Origin of the sequence: Mesorhizobium sp. M0862 (assembly GCF_040319795.1) — a bacterium.
Classification (GTDB): Bacteria; Pseudomonadota; Alphaproteobacteria; order Rhizobiales; family Rhizobiaceae; genus Mesorhizobium.
On sequence record NZ_JAMYOJ010000001.1, the window covers coordinates 172,873 to 189,090 of the forward strand.

13 protein-coding genes, 1 tRNA gene and 1 pseudogene are annotated in these 16,218 nt (G+C 61.8%); 6 read left to right on the forward strand and 9 right to left on the reverse strand.

What is annotated here, in order from left to right; genetic code table 11:
* Positions 1-46: 46 nt before the first annotated feature.
* Positions 47-1,594 carry an FAD-dependent monooxygenase gene (locus tag NKI15_RS00980; protein WP_023750785.1) on the forward strand — a complete coding sequence of 516 codons (1,548 nt, stop codon included), beginning with the start codon at positions 47-49 and terminating at the stop codon, positions 1,592-1,594.
* A gap of 117 nt (positions 1,595-1,711) precedes the next feature.
* On the opposite strand, the gene NKI15_RS00985 is transcribed toward NKI15_RS00980, so the two are convergent.
* Together NKI15_RS00985 and NKI15_RS00990 are read right to left on the reverse strand one after the other, a co-directional pair.
* The gene (locus tag NKI15_RS00985) at positions 1,712-3,313 is read right to left on the reverse strand and encodes a DHA2 family efflux MFS transporter permease subunit (RefSeq protein ID WP_502898660.1); all 1,602 of its coding nucleotides are present in this window, start codon (positions 3,311-3,313) and stop codon (positions 1,712-1,714) included.
* Positions 3,314-3,334: 21 nt separating this feature from the next.
* The gene (locus tag NKI15_RS00990) at positions 3,335-4,516 is read right to left on the reverse strand and encodes an HlyD family secretion protein (RefSeq protein WP_023703787.1); all 1,182 of its coding nucleotides are present in this window, start codon (positions 4,514-4,516) and stop codon (positions 3,335-3,337) included.
* 146 nt (positions 4,517-4,662) lie between these two features.
* On the opposite strand from NKI15_RS00990, the gene NKI15_RS00995 reads away from it, so the two are divergent.
* Complete coding sequence (locus tag NKI15_RS00995) at positions 4,663-5,367, forward strand: TetR/AcrR family transcriptional regulator (RefSeq protein WP_023750784.1); 705 nt, start codon at positions 4,663-4,665, stop codon at positions 5,365-5,367.
* Positions 5,368-5,409: 42 nt separating this feature from the next.
* Here the strand turns inward: NKI15_RS00995 and yihA are convergent, their stop codons facing one another.
* From yihA to rpmH, 6 genes are all read right to left on the reverse strand, one after another.
* Positions 5,410-6,069, reverse strand: coding sequence for a ribosome biogenesis GTP-binding protein YihA/YsxC (gene yihA / locus NKI15_RS01000; protein WP_352885627.1), 660 nt, complete (start codon positions 6,067-6,069; stop codon positions 5,410-5,412).
* A complete protein-coding gene (locus NKI15_RS01005; protein ID WP_023673243.1) occupies positions 6,066-6,704 on the reverse strand; it encodes a CatB-related O-acetyltransferase in 639 nt (212 codons plus the stop codon). Before NKI15_RS01005 ends, yihA begins: the two co-directional genes overlap by 4 nt.
* A 317-nt stretch (positions 6,705-7,021) precedes the next feature.
* A complete protein-coding gene (locus tag NKI15_RS01010) occupies positions 7,022-7,588 on the reverse strand; it encodes a fasciclin domain-containing protein (RefSeq protein ID WP_023696020.1) in 567 nt (188 codons plus the stop codon).
* Positions 7,589-7,924: 336 nt separating this feature from the next.
* On the reverse strand, positions 7,925-9,739 hold the full coding sequence (yidC, locus tag NKI15_RS01015) for a membrane protein insertase YidC (protein WP_023709266.1): 1,815 nt from the start codon (positions 9,737-9,739) through the stop codon (positions 7,925-7,927).
* A 14-nt stretch (positions 9,740-9,753) separates the two neighbouring features.
* Positions 9,754-10,107, reverse strand: coding sequence for a ribonuclease P protein component (rnpA, locus tag NKI15_RS01020; protein ID WP_023672264.1), 354 nt, complete (start codon positions 10,105-10,107; stop codon positions 9,754-9,756).
* Between the two features lie 16 nt (positions 10,108-10,123).
* A complete protein-coding gene (gene rpmH / locus NKI15_RS01025; protein ID WP_008833937.1) occupies positions 10,124-10,258 on the reverse strand; it encodes a 50S ribosomal protein L34 in 135 nt (44 codons plus the stop codon).
* A 322-nt stretch (positions 10,259-10,580) separates the two neighbouring features.
* Between rpmH and NKI15_RS01030 the strand changes: the two genes are divergently transcribed.
* The 4 genes from NKI15_RS01030 to NKI15_RS01045 all read left to right on the forward strand — a co-directional run bounded on the left by NKI15_RS01030 (position 10,581) and on the right by NKI15_RS01045 (position 14,262).
* The gene (locus tag NKI15_RS01030) at positions 10,581-12,113 is read left to right on the forward strand and encodes an ATP-binding protein (protein WP_023703784.1); all 1,533 of its coding nucleotides are present in this window, start codon (positions 10,581-10,583) and stop codon (positions 12,111-12,113) included.
* 195 nt (positions 12,114-12,308) lie between these two features.
* A tRNA-Arg gene (locus tag NKI15_RS01035) sits at positions 12,309-12,385 on the forward strand.
* Between the two features lie 97 nt (positions 12,386-12,482).
* Entirely contained in the window at positions 12,483-13,496 is a 1,014-nt protein-coding gene (locus NKI15_RS01040; protein ID WP_352514330.1) for a DUF6538 domain-containing protein, read from the forward strand.
* 70 nt (positions 13,497-13,566) lie between these two features.
* Positions 13,567-14,262, forward strand: a complete 696-nt coding sequence (locus NKI15_RS01045) for a site-specific integrase (RefSeq protein ID WP_352514331.1) — start codon at positions 13,567-13,569, stop codon at positions 14,260-14,262.
* A 115-nt stretch (positions 14,263-14,377) separates the two neighbouring features.
* Here the strand turns inward: NKI15_RS01045 and NKI15_RS01050 are convergent.
* Positions 14,378-16,149, reverse strand: a pseudogene (locus NKI15_RS01050) (adenylate/guanylate cyclase domain-containing protein).
* Positions 16,150-16,218: the final 69 nt, after the last annotated feature.

A 16,218-nucleotide genomic window follows, 5' to 3' on the forward strand; every position in this document is an offset into this window, starting at 1 on the left:
CTTTTTATGCGTAGATTCCGCAGCCCCAACGAGAGGGCCAGAACCTATGCAACCAACCAAAGCACGGGCTCGCGACGGCGAGCCCAAATCGAGCGCCAAATCGACCGACGGTGTTGATGCGGACCGGCCGCGAATATCCCATTCCGTGGTGATCACCGGCGGCGGCCCGACCGGGTTGATGCTGGGCGGCGAGCTTTCCCTGGCCGGCATCGATGTCGCCATCGTCGAGCGGCGCGAGAACCAGGACCTCGCCGGCGCGCGCTCGGGCGGCCTGCATTCGCGCACCATCGAGATCTTCGACCAGCGCGGCATTGCCGATCGGTTCCTGTCGCAAGGCCAGACCGCACAGGTCGCAGGCTTCGCCGGCGTTTCGCTTGATATCAGCGACTTCCCCACCCGCCACAATTACGGGCTGGCGCTGTGGCAAAAGCACACAGAGCGCATCCTTGCCTGCTGGGTCGATGAACTTGGCGTCACGGTCTACCGTGGCCGCGAGGTGACAGGCTTCGTGCAGGATGGCGGCGGCGTCGATGTCGCGCTGAGCGATGGCGGGTCGCTTCGTGCCGATTATCTCGTCGGCTGCGACGGCGGCAGAAGCCTCGTGCGCAAGGCGGGGGGCATAGAGTTCCCCGGTTCCGAGCCGACAACCAGCAATTTGATCGCCGAGATCGAGGTAACAGAAGAGCCGCAATGGGGTATCCACCGCGATGCCATCGGAATTCACGGCCTCAGCAGACTGGAAGACGATACGGTACGGGTGCTGGTGACCGAGCGCGAGGTCGGGGCTGGCGGCGAGCCAACTTTGCGCGATCTCAGCGAGGCGCTCATTGCCGTCTACGGCACCGATTATGGCGTCCACAATCCGACATCGCTGGCCCGCTTCACCGACATGACCCGGCAGGCAGCCGCATACCGCAAGGGGCGGGTGCTGCTGGCCGGCGACGCCGCGCATGTGCATCCACCGGACGGTGGACAGGGGCTGCAGACCGGCGTGCAGGACGCGGTCAATCTGGGCTGGAAACTTGCCCAGGTGGTCAGGAAAACTGCGCCCGAAAGCCTGCTCGACAGCTACCAGGCAGAGCGCCACCCGATTGCCGCGCGTGTGATGAAAAACACCATGGCGTCGGTCGTGCTCCGTCGCGAAGACGAGCGCACCAAAGCGCTGCGCGATACAGTGTCGGAACTTCTCGGCATGGAAGAACCGCGCAAGCGTTTTGCCGGCATGTTATCCGGCCTGGACATCCACTACGATCTTGGCGAGGGGCATCCGCTGCTGGGGCGTCGCATGCCGGATCTCGACCTCGTCACCGCTGCCGGTCCGCTGCCGGTTTTCGCCCTGCTGCACGACGCTCGGCCGCTGCTGCTTAATCTTGGTGAGCCCGGCGCTTTTGGTATCGGCCCGTGGGTGGAGCGGATTCAGCTGGTCGACGCCAGCTACGATGGCGCATGGGAGCTTCCGGTGCTGGGGGCAGTCGAAGCCCCACGCGCAGTGCTGGTCCGGCCTGACGGTTATGTGGCCTGGGTCGGCGGCCCTGAAGCAGCCGGGCTAACCGACTCGCTGACCAAATGGTTTGGGCCGCCTGCCGCAGCATAGCGCGCCGGGTGTTCGACCAAGGAGCTTGATAACGATCGATGCTTAAGCGTGACCCCGGAAATCGGGGGTGATTTCCGGGGTCACACACGAGGGCGCCAGGCGGGGGGTCCGGCGCGCTCAATGGCCTCCGCCACCGCTGCCCGCGGGCGGCGCCGGCTTGGCGATGACCAGGGTGAAGACCGCCATGGTCGCGAACAGCACGGTCAGCATGGTGAACACATCCATGAACGACAGCAGCGACGCCTGCTGCTGGACCATGCCCGACAGTTTGGAGATCGCCGCCTTGGTGGCGTCGAGGCCGGGAGTCTGCTGGAAGTCGAGCGTCATGTTCTGCAGCTTGGTCTGCGCCGCCGCACTGCCCCATTCCACATGCTCGGCCAGCCTGGCGTAGTGGAAGGCGCTGCGATCGATCAGCACGGTGTTGATGACGGCAAGGCCGACCGCACCGCCGAGGTTGCGGGTCAGGTTGAACAGGCCCGACGCGTTCTTCAGCCGGTCCGGCGGCAAGGTGCCGAGCGCAATGTTGTTGATCGGCACCATGCACAGCATCATCGAGCTGCCGCGCAGGATCTGCGGGATCAGCAATTCCCAGAAATCCCAGTCGGCGGTCAGATGCGTCATCCACCATGTGCCGGCAGCGAAGCCGAACAGCCCGATCATCATCATGATGCGCAAATCCATCTTGCTCGACAGGATGCCGGAAATCGGCGCAGTGACGAACATCGCCAGGCCACTGACGAACAGGGCTTCGCCGATCATCAAGGAATCGTAGCCGCGGATGCGTCCGAGGAACACCGGGTAGAGATAGGTCAGACCGTACAGGCCGATGCCTATGACGAAGGAGAACAGCGAACCGAAGGCGAAATTGACGTTGGTGAAGGCCCTGAGATCGACGATAGGCTCCTCGGCGGTGAAGGCACGCCAGAAGAACAGCGCCGCACCGACAACCATGATGATGGCGCAGATGAACACGGCCTGTTCCTGCAGCCAGTCATGGTTCGGACCTTCCTCGAGCACATATTCCATGCAGCCGAGAAACGCCGCCATGCCGGCAAGGCCCCACCAGTCGAACTTGCTGAACAGGCCGAGATTGGGCTTGTCGAAATCGATCAGGGTCCAGGTCGTGACCGTCACCAGAATGCCTGGAATGACATTGATGAGGAACAGCCAGTGCCACGACATGGCATGGCTGATATAGCCGCCGACGGTCGGGCCGATGGTCGGCGCCAGCGTCGCCACCAGGCCGATCATCGGCGACACCATGGCGCGGCGCGACGGCGGGAAGATGGTGAAGGCGGCGGCGAAAACGCTCGGGATCATGCCGCCGCCGATAAAGCCCTGGATGGCGCGGTAGACGATCATCTGGTCGATGTTGGTGGCGGTCGCGGCCAGCGCGCTGGCCGCCGTGAAGCCGGCCGCGGCGCCTGCAAACAGCACGCGCGTCGACAGCATCCGGCTGAGGAAGCCCGACAGCGGGATCATCACCACTTCGGCGATCAGATAGGCGGTCTGCACCCATGGGATTTCATCGGAACTGGCGCTGAGGCCGGCCTGGATCTCGGCCAGCGAGGCTGAGACGATCTGGATGTCGAGGATCGCCATGAACATGCCGAACACCATCGCCAGGAAGGCGATGAGGCGGCGCGTCGAGATGGTCGTCGGTACCGCCGGCATGGCAGGCACCGGCGCCCCTCCTGCTGTTATGGTTGCGGTTGCCATGGCATTGCTCCCGGCGTTCGCTCAGTTCGCCGCGGCCGGAGCCGTGCGGCTGTCGACGGCGACAACGACGCTCAGGCCGGCGCGCAGCCTGCCTGCCTTCAGCACATCGGCCGGAACGTCGATGCGAACCGGGATGCGCTGCACCACCTTGGTGAAGTTGCCGGTGGCATTTTCCGGCGGCAGCAGCGAGAACACCGCACCCGAAGCCGGCGCCAGCGACGACACCGTGCCTTCGAAATCATGGCCGTCCGTGGCGTCGACCGAGACCCGCACCTTCTCGCCGGGCACCAGCTTGGCCAGCTGCGTCTCCTTGAAGTTGGCAACGATGTAGAGCTTGTCCAGCGGCACCACGACGGCGAGCTTCTGGCCGGGGCTGACGAGGTCGCCCTGCTCGACCGAGCGGTTGCCGACGACGCCGTCATAAGGCGCCTTGAGCACGGTGAAGGACAGATCGCGCGCGGCCTTGTCGCGGTTCAGCCGCAGCGAAGCCAGCGTGCTGGCCGATTCGGCGCGCTGCGCTTCGAACACGCCGATATTGGCCTGTGCGGCTGCAATCTGCGCGTCGGCGCCGACAAGGGCTGCATTGGCCTGGTCGAGAGCGGTCTGGGCGTCGTCCAGTTGCGCCTGCGTGCCGACATGCGTCTTGACCAGTTGCGCGGCGCGCTGCTGGGCACGAGCGGCATTGTCGGCTGCCGCCTGGTCGGCGACCTTCTGCGCCTGCGCCTGTTGCAGCGAAGCGTGCGCCGCCTTGGTCTGCGCGTCGATACGGTCGAGCGTCTTGGCCAGCGTGGCGATCTGCGCCTCCGCCTGGGCAACGGCTATTCTGTAGTCGCCGTCGTCGATCGTCAGCAGCGGATCGCCGGCCTTGACCTGCTGGTTCTCCGAGACCTTGACTTGATCGACATAGCCGGAAATCTTCGGCGAGACGAACGACATGTCGGCCTGGACATAGGCATCGTCGGTCGAGATCAGGAACCGGCCGTCGGTCCAGTAATCATAGCCATACCAGGCGCCGGCGCTGAGCAGAGCGAGGCCGACGATCGGCAGCATGAACGAGCGAGCCGACCGCTTCTTCTTGGCCGGCACCTCGGCCAAAACTTCGGCGGCAGGCTTGATGGGCGCTTCCGGCGCTTCGATAACCGGCGAGACCTTCGCGTTGGGAAAGGGGCGGACTTCGGCGGTGGTTGGCGTGTTCGAGGACATGATATCTCGCTACCGTAGCTACATAAGGAAAATGTGTTATACTGAACCGTTCGGTTCGATGCGAACGTTGACATAGCGCTAAAGCAGGCCCATATCAAGAGCAATCGAACCGCTCGGTTCGAATTATTTCGCGAGGTGTGACTTTAATGGCCGACACGTTACCCGACGTCGAAAATGATCGGTGCGATGTGCTGGATAGTGCGCGTCGCGGCCGCCCGGCGGCGGGCCAGGATCCGGTCAAGCGCAGCCAGATCATCGAGGGCGCGCGGCGCGTGTTCATCGACAAGGGCTTCGAAGCGGCGTCGATGAACGACATTACCCGCGAGGCCGGCGTCTCCAAGGGCACGATCTATGTCTACTTCGCCAACAAGGAAGAGCTGTTCGAGGCGCTGATCGAGGAAGAGCGCGGCACCATCTTCAAGAACATGTACGACATGCTCGACCGCGCCGACGATCTGCGCCAGACGCTGGTGAAATTCGGCAAGGTGCTGTCGATGAAGATCACCTCGGCCAAGGTCATCCAGGCGCAACGCACCGTGATCGGCGCCTCCGACAGGATACCGGACATGGGCGCGCGGTTTTACGAACGTGGCCCCAAACGCGGCCACGACAAGGTGGTCAAGTTCCTCAATGCAGCCATCGAACGCGGCCTGCTCAAGATCGATGATGTCGATCTTGCCGCCTATCAATTCACCGAACTGTGCCTCGCCGGCCTGTTTCGCCAGTGCATCTTCGCCTACCGCACCACGGCGCCGAGCCAGGATGAAATCGACCACATCGTGCGGTCGGGCGTCAGCCTGTTCCTGAAGTCCTACGGCACCGAAAAGCTTGCCGAGGAAGAAAGCCACTAGATGATCGCCGTGGAGGCGAAGGGAAAGGCCTAGCTGGTTTGCTCAGCCGCCATTGGCGGCCAGCACGATCGCCGCGCGCAGTTCGTCCAGACCCTCGCCCTTTTCCGACGACGTGGCGAGCACGAACGGAAACGCCGCCGGTCGCTTCTTGATCTTCAGTAATGTCTCTTCGATCACCCGCGGCACGCCGGCGGCCTTGATCTTGTCGGTCTTGGTCAGCACGATCTGGTAGGACACCGCCGCCTTGTCGAGCAGCGACAGCACCTCGTCGTCCTTGGCTTTGATGCCATGCCGGGAATCGATCAGTACATAGACCCGCTTCAGCGTCACGCGGCCCTTGAGATAATCGAAGACCAGCTTGGTCCAGTCGTCCACCTTTTCCTTCGGCGCGCTGGCATAGCCGTAGCCCGGCATGTCGACCAGCGCCATTGGCGGCAGGTCGGCGCCTTCGCCGGAAAACCCGCCCGGCACGAAATAGTTGAGCTCCTGCGTGCGCCCCGGCGTGTTGGAGGTGCGCGCCAGCCCGTTATGGCCGACGAGCGCATTGATCAGCGACGACTTGCCGACATTGGAGCGGCCGGCAAAGGCGATCTCAGGCGGCCCCTCCGGCGGCAGGAACTTCATCGCCGGCACGCCGCGGATGAAGATCCACCCCTTGGTGAACAGGTCGGTGCCGATGACGGTGTTGCCCAGCGCGTTCAAATTGCTGCCTCCAGCCTCGAAATATCGGCGCCCCGGATGGCGTTGAGGTTGCGGCCGATCTTGTCCACCGGCCAATTCCACCACGCCACAGCCAGCAACCGCCGCACCGTCCTGTCGTCGAAACGCATCTTCACCACCTTTGCCGCATTGCCGGCGACGATCGCATAGGCCGGCACGTCATGCGTCACCACCGATTTCGCCGCCACGATGGCGCCATTGCCGACCGACACGCCGGGCATGATCACCGCATCCATGCCGATCCATACATCATTGCCGACCACCGTGTCGCCGCGCACTTCCTGCGACCACGTCTTCGGGTCGAAGCCTTGCTCCCAGCCATGACCGAAAATGTTGAACGGATAGGTGGAAAAGCCGGACATGGCATGGTTGGCGCCGTTCATGATGAAGCGCGCGCCCTCCGCGATGGCGCAGAACTTGCCGATGATCAGCTTGTCGCCGATGAAGGGATAATGATGCAGCACGCATCGCTCGGCGAATTTGTCCGGTCCGTCAGGATCGTCATAGTAGGTGAACTCGCCGATCTCGATATTCGGCGCGGTGACCAGGGGCTTGAGGAAGCCGACGCGGGTGTGCATCGGGATGGGGTGTTTGATGTCTGGGTTGGGTCCGTCCATGGCGAGATCCGTCGAGAGTGGCGCAAATTAAAGCCGCCATTCTAGATGGCGTGATCCGCCCTATAGCACCAATCGCCCGATGAGCGAGCCCTGCTGGGCTTCGATGTTCACTTGGTGCCGCGGCAGATCGCGATCAGGTCGACCGCAGCGCCGTCGGCTAAGGCGCCCTGAAACGAAAAACGGGGCCCTGCGAAGGACAAGCAGGACCCCGTGGTGGCGAAGGCGGCTTCAAAAGAATGGCACCTCGCCGTGAGGTGGGGAAGGCAGACCGAGAAAGCCAGTCGCAGCCCGCCGTCATCCGCCGTTCCCTAAAACCGTTACTTCGGCAACAGCACCTTGTTGACGACGTGGATGACGCCGTTCGACTGGTTGACGTCGGCGACCGTCACCTTGGCGGCGCCGCCGGACTCGTCGACGATGTAGAGCGAGCCGCCCTTGACCTCGGCGATCAGCGTGTCGCCGCTAACGGTCTTCATCTCATACTTGCCGCCCATCGCCTTGGCCTTGGTCATCATCTCCTTGGCCGAGATCTTGCCGGCCACGACATGGGCGGTCAGGATCTTGGTCAGCTTGTCCTTGTTTTCGGGCTTCACCAGCGTGGCGACGGTGCCGGCCGGCAGTTTCTTGAAGGCGGAATCGGTCGGCGCAAACACCGTGAAGGGTCCCGCGCTTTCCAGCGTGTCGACCAGGCCGGCGGCCTTGACGGCGGCAACCAGCGTCTTGTGGATCGGCGAGTTGAGGGCGTTCTCGACGATGTTCTTGGAGGTCAGCATCGCAGCGCCGCCAACGGCGGGATTGGCGAGCGTATAGGCCGTCGTAGCTGCGAGGCCCGATAGAGCCAGGCCGGCGGAAAAGCATAATGCCTTGAGGATGGACTTTGCCATTGGAGAACCCTTCTGGTGCGACAATTGTTGATTCGATTGTCGGGAAGAGTTACGCGGCAATTGCGGGAAAGTTTCGGTGAGTAAAAAATGATAATGATAACAAATACTTAAAGGCGAATGCCCATTCCACGCGCCGCATCCCCGCGGTGGACATGACGGGGTCACGGATCCAAAACAATGGTCTTCGGATTAGGGCTGATCGGTGTTGATCGGCCTTGGCGGTACAAGCAGCAGCCACGCCGGTTGCACGCCGCAAGTTTCGCGCCTCACGGGAACGTGATGCGCGCCTCGTCCACAAAAACACCGGACGAGCCGGGGCTTTGATTGCCACGCCTTTTATTCAGCCGGCGAGGGTTTCTTTCGGAACAATGCCGTCAGATTGTCCCACAATTCGATCTTGGCGCCCTGGCGCTTCATGATCACGCCCTGCTGCAGGATCGACAGCGTGTTGTTCCAGGCCCAGTAGATGACGAGGCCGGCCGGGAAGCTGCCCATCATGAAGGTGAAGATCACCGGCATCCAGGTGAAGATCTGCGCCTGCGTCGGATCCGGCGGCGTCGGGTTCATGCGCATCTGCAGGAACATGGTGATGCCCATGACCACCGCCCAGGCGCCCATATGCGGCAGGAATGCCGGTGGCGCGAAGGGCAGCAGGCCGAACAGGTTGAAGACCGAGGTCGGATCGGGCGCGGCCAAATCCTGGATCCAGCCGAAGAACGGCGCGTGCCGCATCTCGATGGTGATGTAGAGCACCTTGTAGAGCGAGAAGAACACCGGGATCTGCAGCGCCACCGGCCAGCAGCCGGCGAGCGGATTGATCTTCTCGGTCTTGTACAGCTCCATCATCGCCTGTTGCTGCTTCATCTTGTCGTCCGCGTATTTCTCGCGGATCTCGAGCATCTTGGGCTGCACCTTCTTCATGTTCGCCATCGACGCATAGGATTTGTTGGCGAGCGGGAAGAAGAGGGTTTTGACGACGACGGTGGTGGCAAGGATGGCCAGACCGAAATTGCCGAAGAATTTGTACAGCGTGTCGATCAGGTAGAACATCGGCTTGGTGATCCAGATGAACCACCCCCAATCGATCAGCCGGTCGAACAGCCTGATCTGCCGGTCCTGGGCGTAGGCGTTGATCTTGTTGACTTCCTTGGCGCCGGCGAAGATCTCGGTCTCGACCGTCGCCGACTGCCCGGCGGCAATGGTGATCGGGTCGGTGAGGAAGTCCGACTGGTAGCGCGGGCGACCATTGTCGTAATAGGCATAGTGCGGCTGGAACGGCTGCTTCTCGGTCGGCACCAGGGTGACCGCCCAGTATTTGTCGGTGATGCCAAGCCAGCCATCGGTCGATTTGCTCGGCGTATACAGCTTGTTCTTCTCGATGTCGGCGTATTTGTGCTCCTGCAGGCCTTCCGTGCCGGTGACGCCGATCAGGCCTTCATGCAGCACATAGGAGCTGGCAATGGCTGGCTTGTCGAAACGGATGACGCGGCCGTAATTGGACAGCGTGACGGGGGCCGAGCCTGAATTCTGCACCGCATCGGAAACGGTGAACATGTAGTCGCCGTCGACGGAGATCGTGCGCTTGAAGGTCAGGCCCTTGTCGTTGGTGAAGGTCAGCGTCACTGGCGTCGCCGGCGTCAGCGTCGCATTGCCGTCGACGCTCCAGACCGTTTCCGGGCCCGGCACCGTGCCGGTCGTGTCGCTGCCGACAAAGCCGATCTCGGCATAATAGCCGGTGGGCAGCGCCTGCGGATTGAGCAGCTGGATCTGCGGCGATGTCTTGTCGACCGTCTCGGTGTAGTGCTTGAGCTTTAGGTCGTCGAGGCGGGCGCCGGTGAGGTTGATCGAGCCCGACAGGCTCGGCGTGTCGATGTTGACGCGGGCCGTCTTGGCCACTTCCTGCGCGCGGCCTTCCGGCGTCGTGACATAGGTGCCGGGCGCGTTTGGAATGGCGCCGGGCGCTGCGGGCGCCGGCGTGCCGCCGGGGTTGGCGGCCTCGGCCGCCTTCTTCTGCTCCGCCGCCCGCTGCTCTTCGATGCGGGCCGCCTCGCGCTGCTGTTCGCTGCGCGGCAGCACATAGAAATATTGCCACAGCCCGAGGATCAGCACCGACAAGACGATGGTGATGTAGAAGTTCCGGTTGTTTTCCATCGAAAGCCCTTGGCCTATCGTGTTCCGCTGAGACGGCGGGAGAGTTCGGCCTTCAACTGGCCGAACGGAATGGTGAGCACGTCTTCACGCCCGACGATGACATAGTCATTGCCGGGCGCCATGTCACTTGCGGCATGGGTGCGCACGGCTTCTTTCAGCCGCCGCCTGACGCGGTTGCGGACAACCGCATTGCCGACCTTCTTGGTGACGGTGAAGCCGACGCGCGGCGGCAGGCCGTCATTGCGATCGAGAACTTCAACGAGAAAAAGCCGCCCGCGCCGCTTTTCACCGCGGCGGACGGCCAGGAATTCCGCACGTTTCAGAAGCCGCTTGGGGTTTGGTCCCACTGGCTTGCCGGTTGCGGGCAACGATCTCGTCTTCCGTTCAGGCGCTGAGCCGCTTGCGGCCGCGGTTGCGGCGAGCTGCGACGACGCCGCGACCACCCTTGGTGGCCATGCGAGCACGGAAACCGTGCCGGCGTTTGCGGACGAGTTTGGACGGTTGGTAGGTACGCTTCATTTGTTTTAATACCGCGGGGTGCGGCCCTTCTTGATTCTGTCACTGTGTAACAGGAGCTTTGCCGGGCCGGCATTGGCGCGATCGAAACCGCGCCGGGACGAATGGCCCGAGCGTGAGCGGCTTATAGAAAGAAGGGTTTTGGGAGTCAATCCAGCGCGAACTATGAGTTCGTCGCAGCGCGAACGCCAGTTCGTCGCAGCGCGAAAACCCAGTTCGAGGCGATCTTTATTGCTGGTACCATTGTCCAACGAAGGATGAAATTGGCAAAAAAGCCGCAATCGCCTAATCTCAACCGATCAAGCGTTTGTGAAGACAGGCCTTAATGAGCGAAGTTGCATCAGCGGATGAAGGGAGCGGCCCGTCGACAGCCGATGCCAGCCCGGCGACCGTTCGCCCGGTTGCGAGCCGTTCGGTGCCCAATCGTTCAGTGCCCTTGGCGCGCGGCCTGTCGACCAAGCTGCTCTTGCTCACCATTGTCTTCGTGCTCCTGGCCGAAGTCCTCATTTTCCTGCCCTGGATCGCCAGCTACCGCCTGGCCTGGCTGAAGGAGAGGCTAAGCACCGCTGCCGCGGTGTCGATCGTGCTGGTGCAGGGCGAGCCCAATTCGCTCTCCCGCGCCGCCCAGAACGACGTGCTGATGGCAATCGGCGCCAAGGCGATCGCGGTGCGCGACGGCGGCGTGTCGCGCCTGCTGGTGGTGGCCGAGATGCCGCCGCAGGTCGACGAGCATATCGATATCGCCAATGTCGGCATGATCAAGGGCATGACCGGGGCGCTGGATACGCTGTTCTTCGGCGGCAAGCGCATGCTGCGGGTGTTCGGCCCGGTCGGCGACAGCGACAAGGAATTCGAGCTGATCATGCCCGACTATTCCCTGCGCAACGCCATGCTGCGCTATTCGCGCAACGTCGCCTTCGTCTCGCTGCTGATCTCGCTGTTCACCGCAATGCTGGTCTATGCCGCGATCGACCTGATCATGATCGGCCCGATCCGCACCATGACGCGCTCGATGCTGTCCTTTTCCGAGGCGCCCGACGATCCAGGGCGCATCATCCACCCGGCCGCCCGTGCCGACGAGATCGGCGTTGCCGAGCGCGAACTGTCGCAGATGCAGGAACGGCTGCAAAAGATGCTGTCGGAGCAGAAGCACCTTGCCGACCTTGGCCTCGCCGTCTCCAAGATCAACCACGACATGCGCAACATCCTGGCCTCGGCGCAGCTGATGTCGGACCGCTTGCGCCTGGTCAAGGACCCGACGGTGCAGGCCTTCGCGCCAAAGCTGTTGCGCGCGCTCGACCGAGCCGTTTCCTATTCCGAAGGCGTGCTCCACTATGGTCGCACGCAGGAGCCGGCGCCCTCACGCCGCCGCTTGCGGCTGCGCCAGCTGGTCGACGACGTCCACGGCCTGCTCGACATCGAGGACGGCATCGAGTTCGTCAATGCCGTCGAGCTCGCTTTCGAGGTCGATGCCGATTCCGACCAGCTGTTTCGCGTGCTCACCAATCTCTGTCGCAACGCGGTCCAGGCGATGGCGGCCGACGCCGAGAGCGCGCTGGTGCGCCGGCTCGCCGTATCGGCCGAGCGCATAGGCAGCGTAAGCCGCATCATTGTCACCGACACCGGTCCCGGCCTGCCGGCGAAGGCTCGAGAAAATCTGTTCGCGGCGTTTCGCGGCTCGGCCCGCAGCGGCGGCACCGGCCTTGGCCTGGCCATCGCGCACGAACTGATCCGCGCCCATGGCGGCACGGTGGAGCTGGTCGAATCGATCGGCGGACGCACCACCTTCGCCGTCACCATCCCCGACCAGCCGGTCCGCCTCGACCAGGCCCGCAGCGGCCTGCGCCGCCCGGCCTGAGCTGTATTTGATATTCAGCCGAAGCCGGACTGAGCTGAATCTCAGCACACCTTGATCGGCACCGTCGAAAGCAGCTGCGACAAAACTTTTGCCGGATTGGCTTGCTTTTCGGAAATTCAGTCGCTAGGGAACACGTCTTGTCGCGGCCGGTCGTCAGGATCGGTTAGCGGGGCTATGTAAAGCATGGCCTGTTGCGCGCCCGTAGCTCAGCTGGATAGAGCACCAGACTACGAATCTGGGGGTCAGGAGTTCGAATCTCTTCGGGCGCGCCACTCTTCAAGCAAGTGCTTGATATCGCTTAAAGCGTTGATTTTACTGCTATCTGATCCGCACGCGTGCTACTTTCGCGTGCTACATTCGGGGTGTAAAATGGCGCGCATGAAATACATCCAACGTCGCGCGAACCGGTTCGAATTCCGATTCGCTCTGCCTGACGACATAGCCGGTCGGCCATTCCCGATGCCTTGGCCGGAAGCTATCGAATGGTGCGTGAACCGCAGGTCTGGCCGATTTAAGAACGAGCTGGTCAAATCGTTGCGAACCAACGATCAGCGAACAGCCGAACGAGCCGCCCTTCCTTTGATCGAAGAAGCCCACCGTCTCGTCGATCTTGCCAGGAAATCAATTACCGACGGGCCGCCAGCAGAGATCGCGCCCGCCACGATCGATGCGCTTGCAGCTGCTCACACCGCGAGGCTGATGAGGAACGACGATGCATTGCGCAGGAAGGGTCTTGGACTCGATCTCGACACCGGTGCTTTTTCGCCGGATGGAGCCGGGATGACTGACGGTGACATTGCGGCGTATCGGGCAATCGTATCCTCGCTTGACAAGTTGTCGCGTGATGAAGTTGCAAAAATGCGCGGCAGTGAAGCGATCCACGGGATCATCAATAAGTCGGTCGAGGACGCCGGGATAGTCCTCCACCCGGATGATCCCGCCTGGCGGCAGCTTGAGCTAGCGTTCATCAAGGCCCAGAGGAAGGCCGTGCAAGCTATTACGGCACGGCTAAACGGAGAGGAGATCGCATGCCCTGACCTCCCCACGACTAAAGCTCTGCCACTAACGGCCGCTCTAGCGAACTGGTCACAGTCGAACAGTCGGTCGGCTCGGAAGCCACGTCAGGATTCGATCAACGAAGCGACGCGGGCCGGGCAGAGGTTCGTCGAGCTGCATGGTGACCTCGACGTCGGCAAGATCACCAAAACGCACACTCGTGAATTTCGCGACGCGCTCGCTCGCGTGCCGAAGCGACTGCCACACAAGCTGGCGAAGATGCGGTTGCCCGAATTGCTGAAGAATGATCTCAGCGCCTACGAGCCAAGGGACGCTCAGACCATCAACAAGAGCCTGAATCTTCTCGCCGGTTCTGACCAAGGCTGAGAAGGACGGACACTTCGATGCCGCCTCGGGGTGGTCCAATCCGTTCTATGTAACCTTCGATGTATCAACGATGGAAAAGGGCCATTACGAGCCATTCAGCGTCGACGAGTTGAACAAGCTATTTTCTTCAGCGGTCTTCGTCGAAGGGAAGCGTCAACTCGGCGGCAAGGGCGAAGCCGCTTTTTGGTTCCCGGTCATTGCACTTTACGCCGGCGCGCGGCGATCTGAGATTGCGCAGCTCAGGCTCGGTGACATTCGTACCGGTGGCACCGGCATTGCTTTCATCGACTTCAATGACGACGGCGATGATCAGAACCTGAAGACTACGAGCTCGGCTCGGTCAGTGCCGATCCATCGCGACCTCATCGCCGCTGGTTTACTCGACTATGTCGCTGAACGAGCGAAGAAGGCAAAGGCTGACGATCCGCTTTGGGTCGAGTTCAGTTCGCCAATCGGACCAAAGGCAAAGTTGTGGTCGAAGTGGTTTGGCCGCTACTTGGGTGAGTACGCCGTCGACAGCCCGTCGAAAACATTTCACTCGTTCCGGCATACCTTCAAACGAGCTTGCCGCGAGGCCGGAATTTCCGAGGAAGTCCACCACGCGTTCACTGGCCATGCTGGTGGTGGCGTCGGCCGCAGCTATGGACGAATGCGCCGGAGCGATGGAGTTATGGATCGTGGCATCTCGCTTGAGCGGCTGCAGGCTGAGATCGATCGGGTTACTTATGATGGACTGGTGTTGCCGCCCTGGAAAAGCCACTCGTGACGTATGTACCAATTGGCCACAGATGCCTCTTCTACAGAATGGCAGCAATGGGCCGGAAGCATTAGGTCCGCTTGTGGTGCAGGGAAGAACGATTGCGGACGTCGATGCAGAGCAGCTAGCCCTTTTCCCTGGCGTCATTCTCAGCAGAATCTAAATTTGGACGCTCAATCCTTTGCGTCTCAACATTGTAGACGCGAACGTGCCCTTCGAGGCCTTTGAACTGGCGAGTACCGAGGTCAACGATCGGCGTGTTGCCAGGCAAATGGCGCGCCACGGAATAATCGATAAGGATTTGTCGATCTTCAGCGGACGAACACAGCCTCGATGCCAAGTTCACGACATTGCCAATTGCGGTGTAGTCAGCGCGGGCCTCATAGCCAATTCGACCCACCGTTGCCCACCCCATAGCGAGCCCCATGCCGAAGCCAATCTCATAACCACGCTGCCGCCACCCAGATATGAGCTCTTGTGTGGAATCCTGCATGTCGACAGCCATTTTTACGGCATGAAGCGCCGGCTCTTTACATGGAACCGGGGCGTTGATGAGAATCATCAATCCATCCGCCGAAAAACTGGTCAGCGTTGCTTCATACTTGGTGATGATCGCGCCGAGCGCCTCATAGTACTCACGCAGGACCTGCATGAGGTTCTCAGGCTCAGCGTGCGCTGAAAATGCAGTAAAGCCACGCAAGTCGCTAAAAACAGCGACTACTTCTGCGCGCTGTCCAGCGAGCATTCGCTCGTCACCGGCCTTTTCTACGAGTTCCGCAACCTGTGGTGCAAGGAAGCGCTTCAACCGCATCAGTCGCTCCGCGCGGTCGCGCGATGTGGCAAGTTCCTGCGCCATTTGGTTGAACCGAGCAGCCAACCGCTCAAGCTCGTCTCCGGTGGAGATGTTGATCCGGTGATCGAACTGTCCAGCACCGATCTTGAGAGCGCCCTCCTCCAACAGGAGGATAGGGCCGCTCATCCGTCTGGCAAGCCAATATGCGAGCACCGCCGCAAGGACTGTGGCGAGGAACAACAACCCGCCGGTCCGCCACAATGAAGCGTATAGAGGTGCAAAAGCCTCTGCCTGCGACTGCTCGACAATTACCGTCCAGCCGGCCGCGGTAATCGGCGCGCCAGCGGTCACAACGCGTTCATTCTCGGCGTTGCGGCTTGCAATCGCAGTGCCGCCTGCGGCAGCGATAGCATCCTGCAATTCGCGCAGGGCCAACGCTGCTTTCTCGTCGGCACCCTGCATCACTTTGCTGATCGCGGGGTGAGCTAGAGGCGGCCGGACTGGTCGATGACAAATCCCTGGCCGCTGCGGCCCACGCGGATTTCGGAAACGATGAGCCAGATAGGCTTCAGACTGATTTCGGCGATGACCGAGTTGGCAACGACTAAATTGTCGTAACTGGCCATCGCCATGGTTATGGAGGGTTCGGAACCCGGGTGATAAATGACTGGGCCGTACCAGACCTTCGCCGTCCTGACGCCCACGACAGCGGGATCGCCTGAGCGATCCGCCCCGCTTTCTGTCCTGTTTTTGCCAGTGCGGGAGATGTGCAGTCGCTCCGCGCCAGTACCGTCGACAATACTGATGCTGAGGATTCCCGGGGCCTGGTGCATCGCACGTACAGCAAGAAGCCGGAGCTGTTGCACGCTGGCCATATTCGACCCTTCCGGGGGGATCGTCGAGCCGAGCGCAAGCTGCATGCTGCCAAGAAAGCTCTCAATTTCGTCGGCCGCCGATGTTGCCTCGGACTGCAGCAGGGCACTGAGGATCGCATGCTCGTCGACATAGCTGAACCAAGTGTTGCTGATGCTACCGGCGGCCATCGGAAAAATGGCCGCCGCGAACAAGACTAGGAAATACTTCTGAAATAGCGATCGACGCATGCATGCGGCTTTGAGATTGGAGGAAGGTCTCCCACGTGATGCGACCCGACCATAGGTCGCGACAGCTCA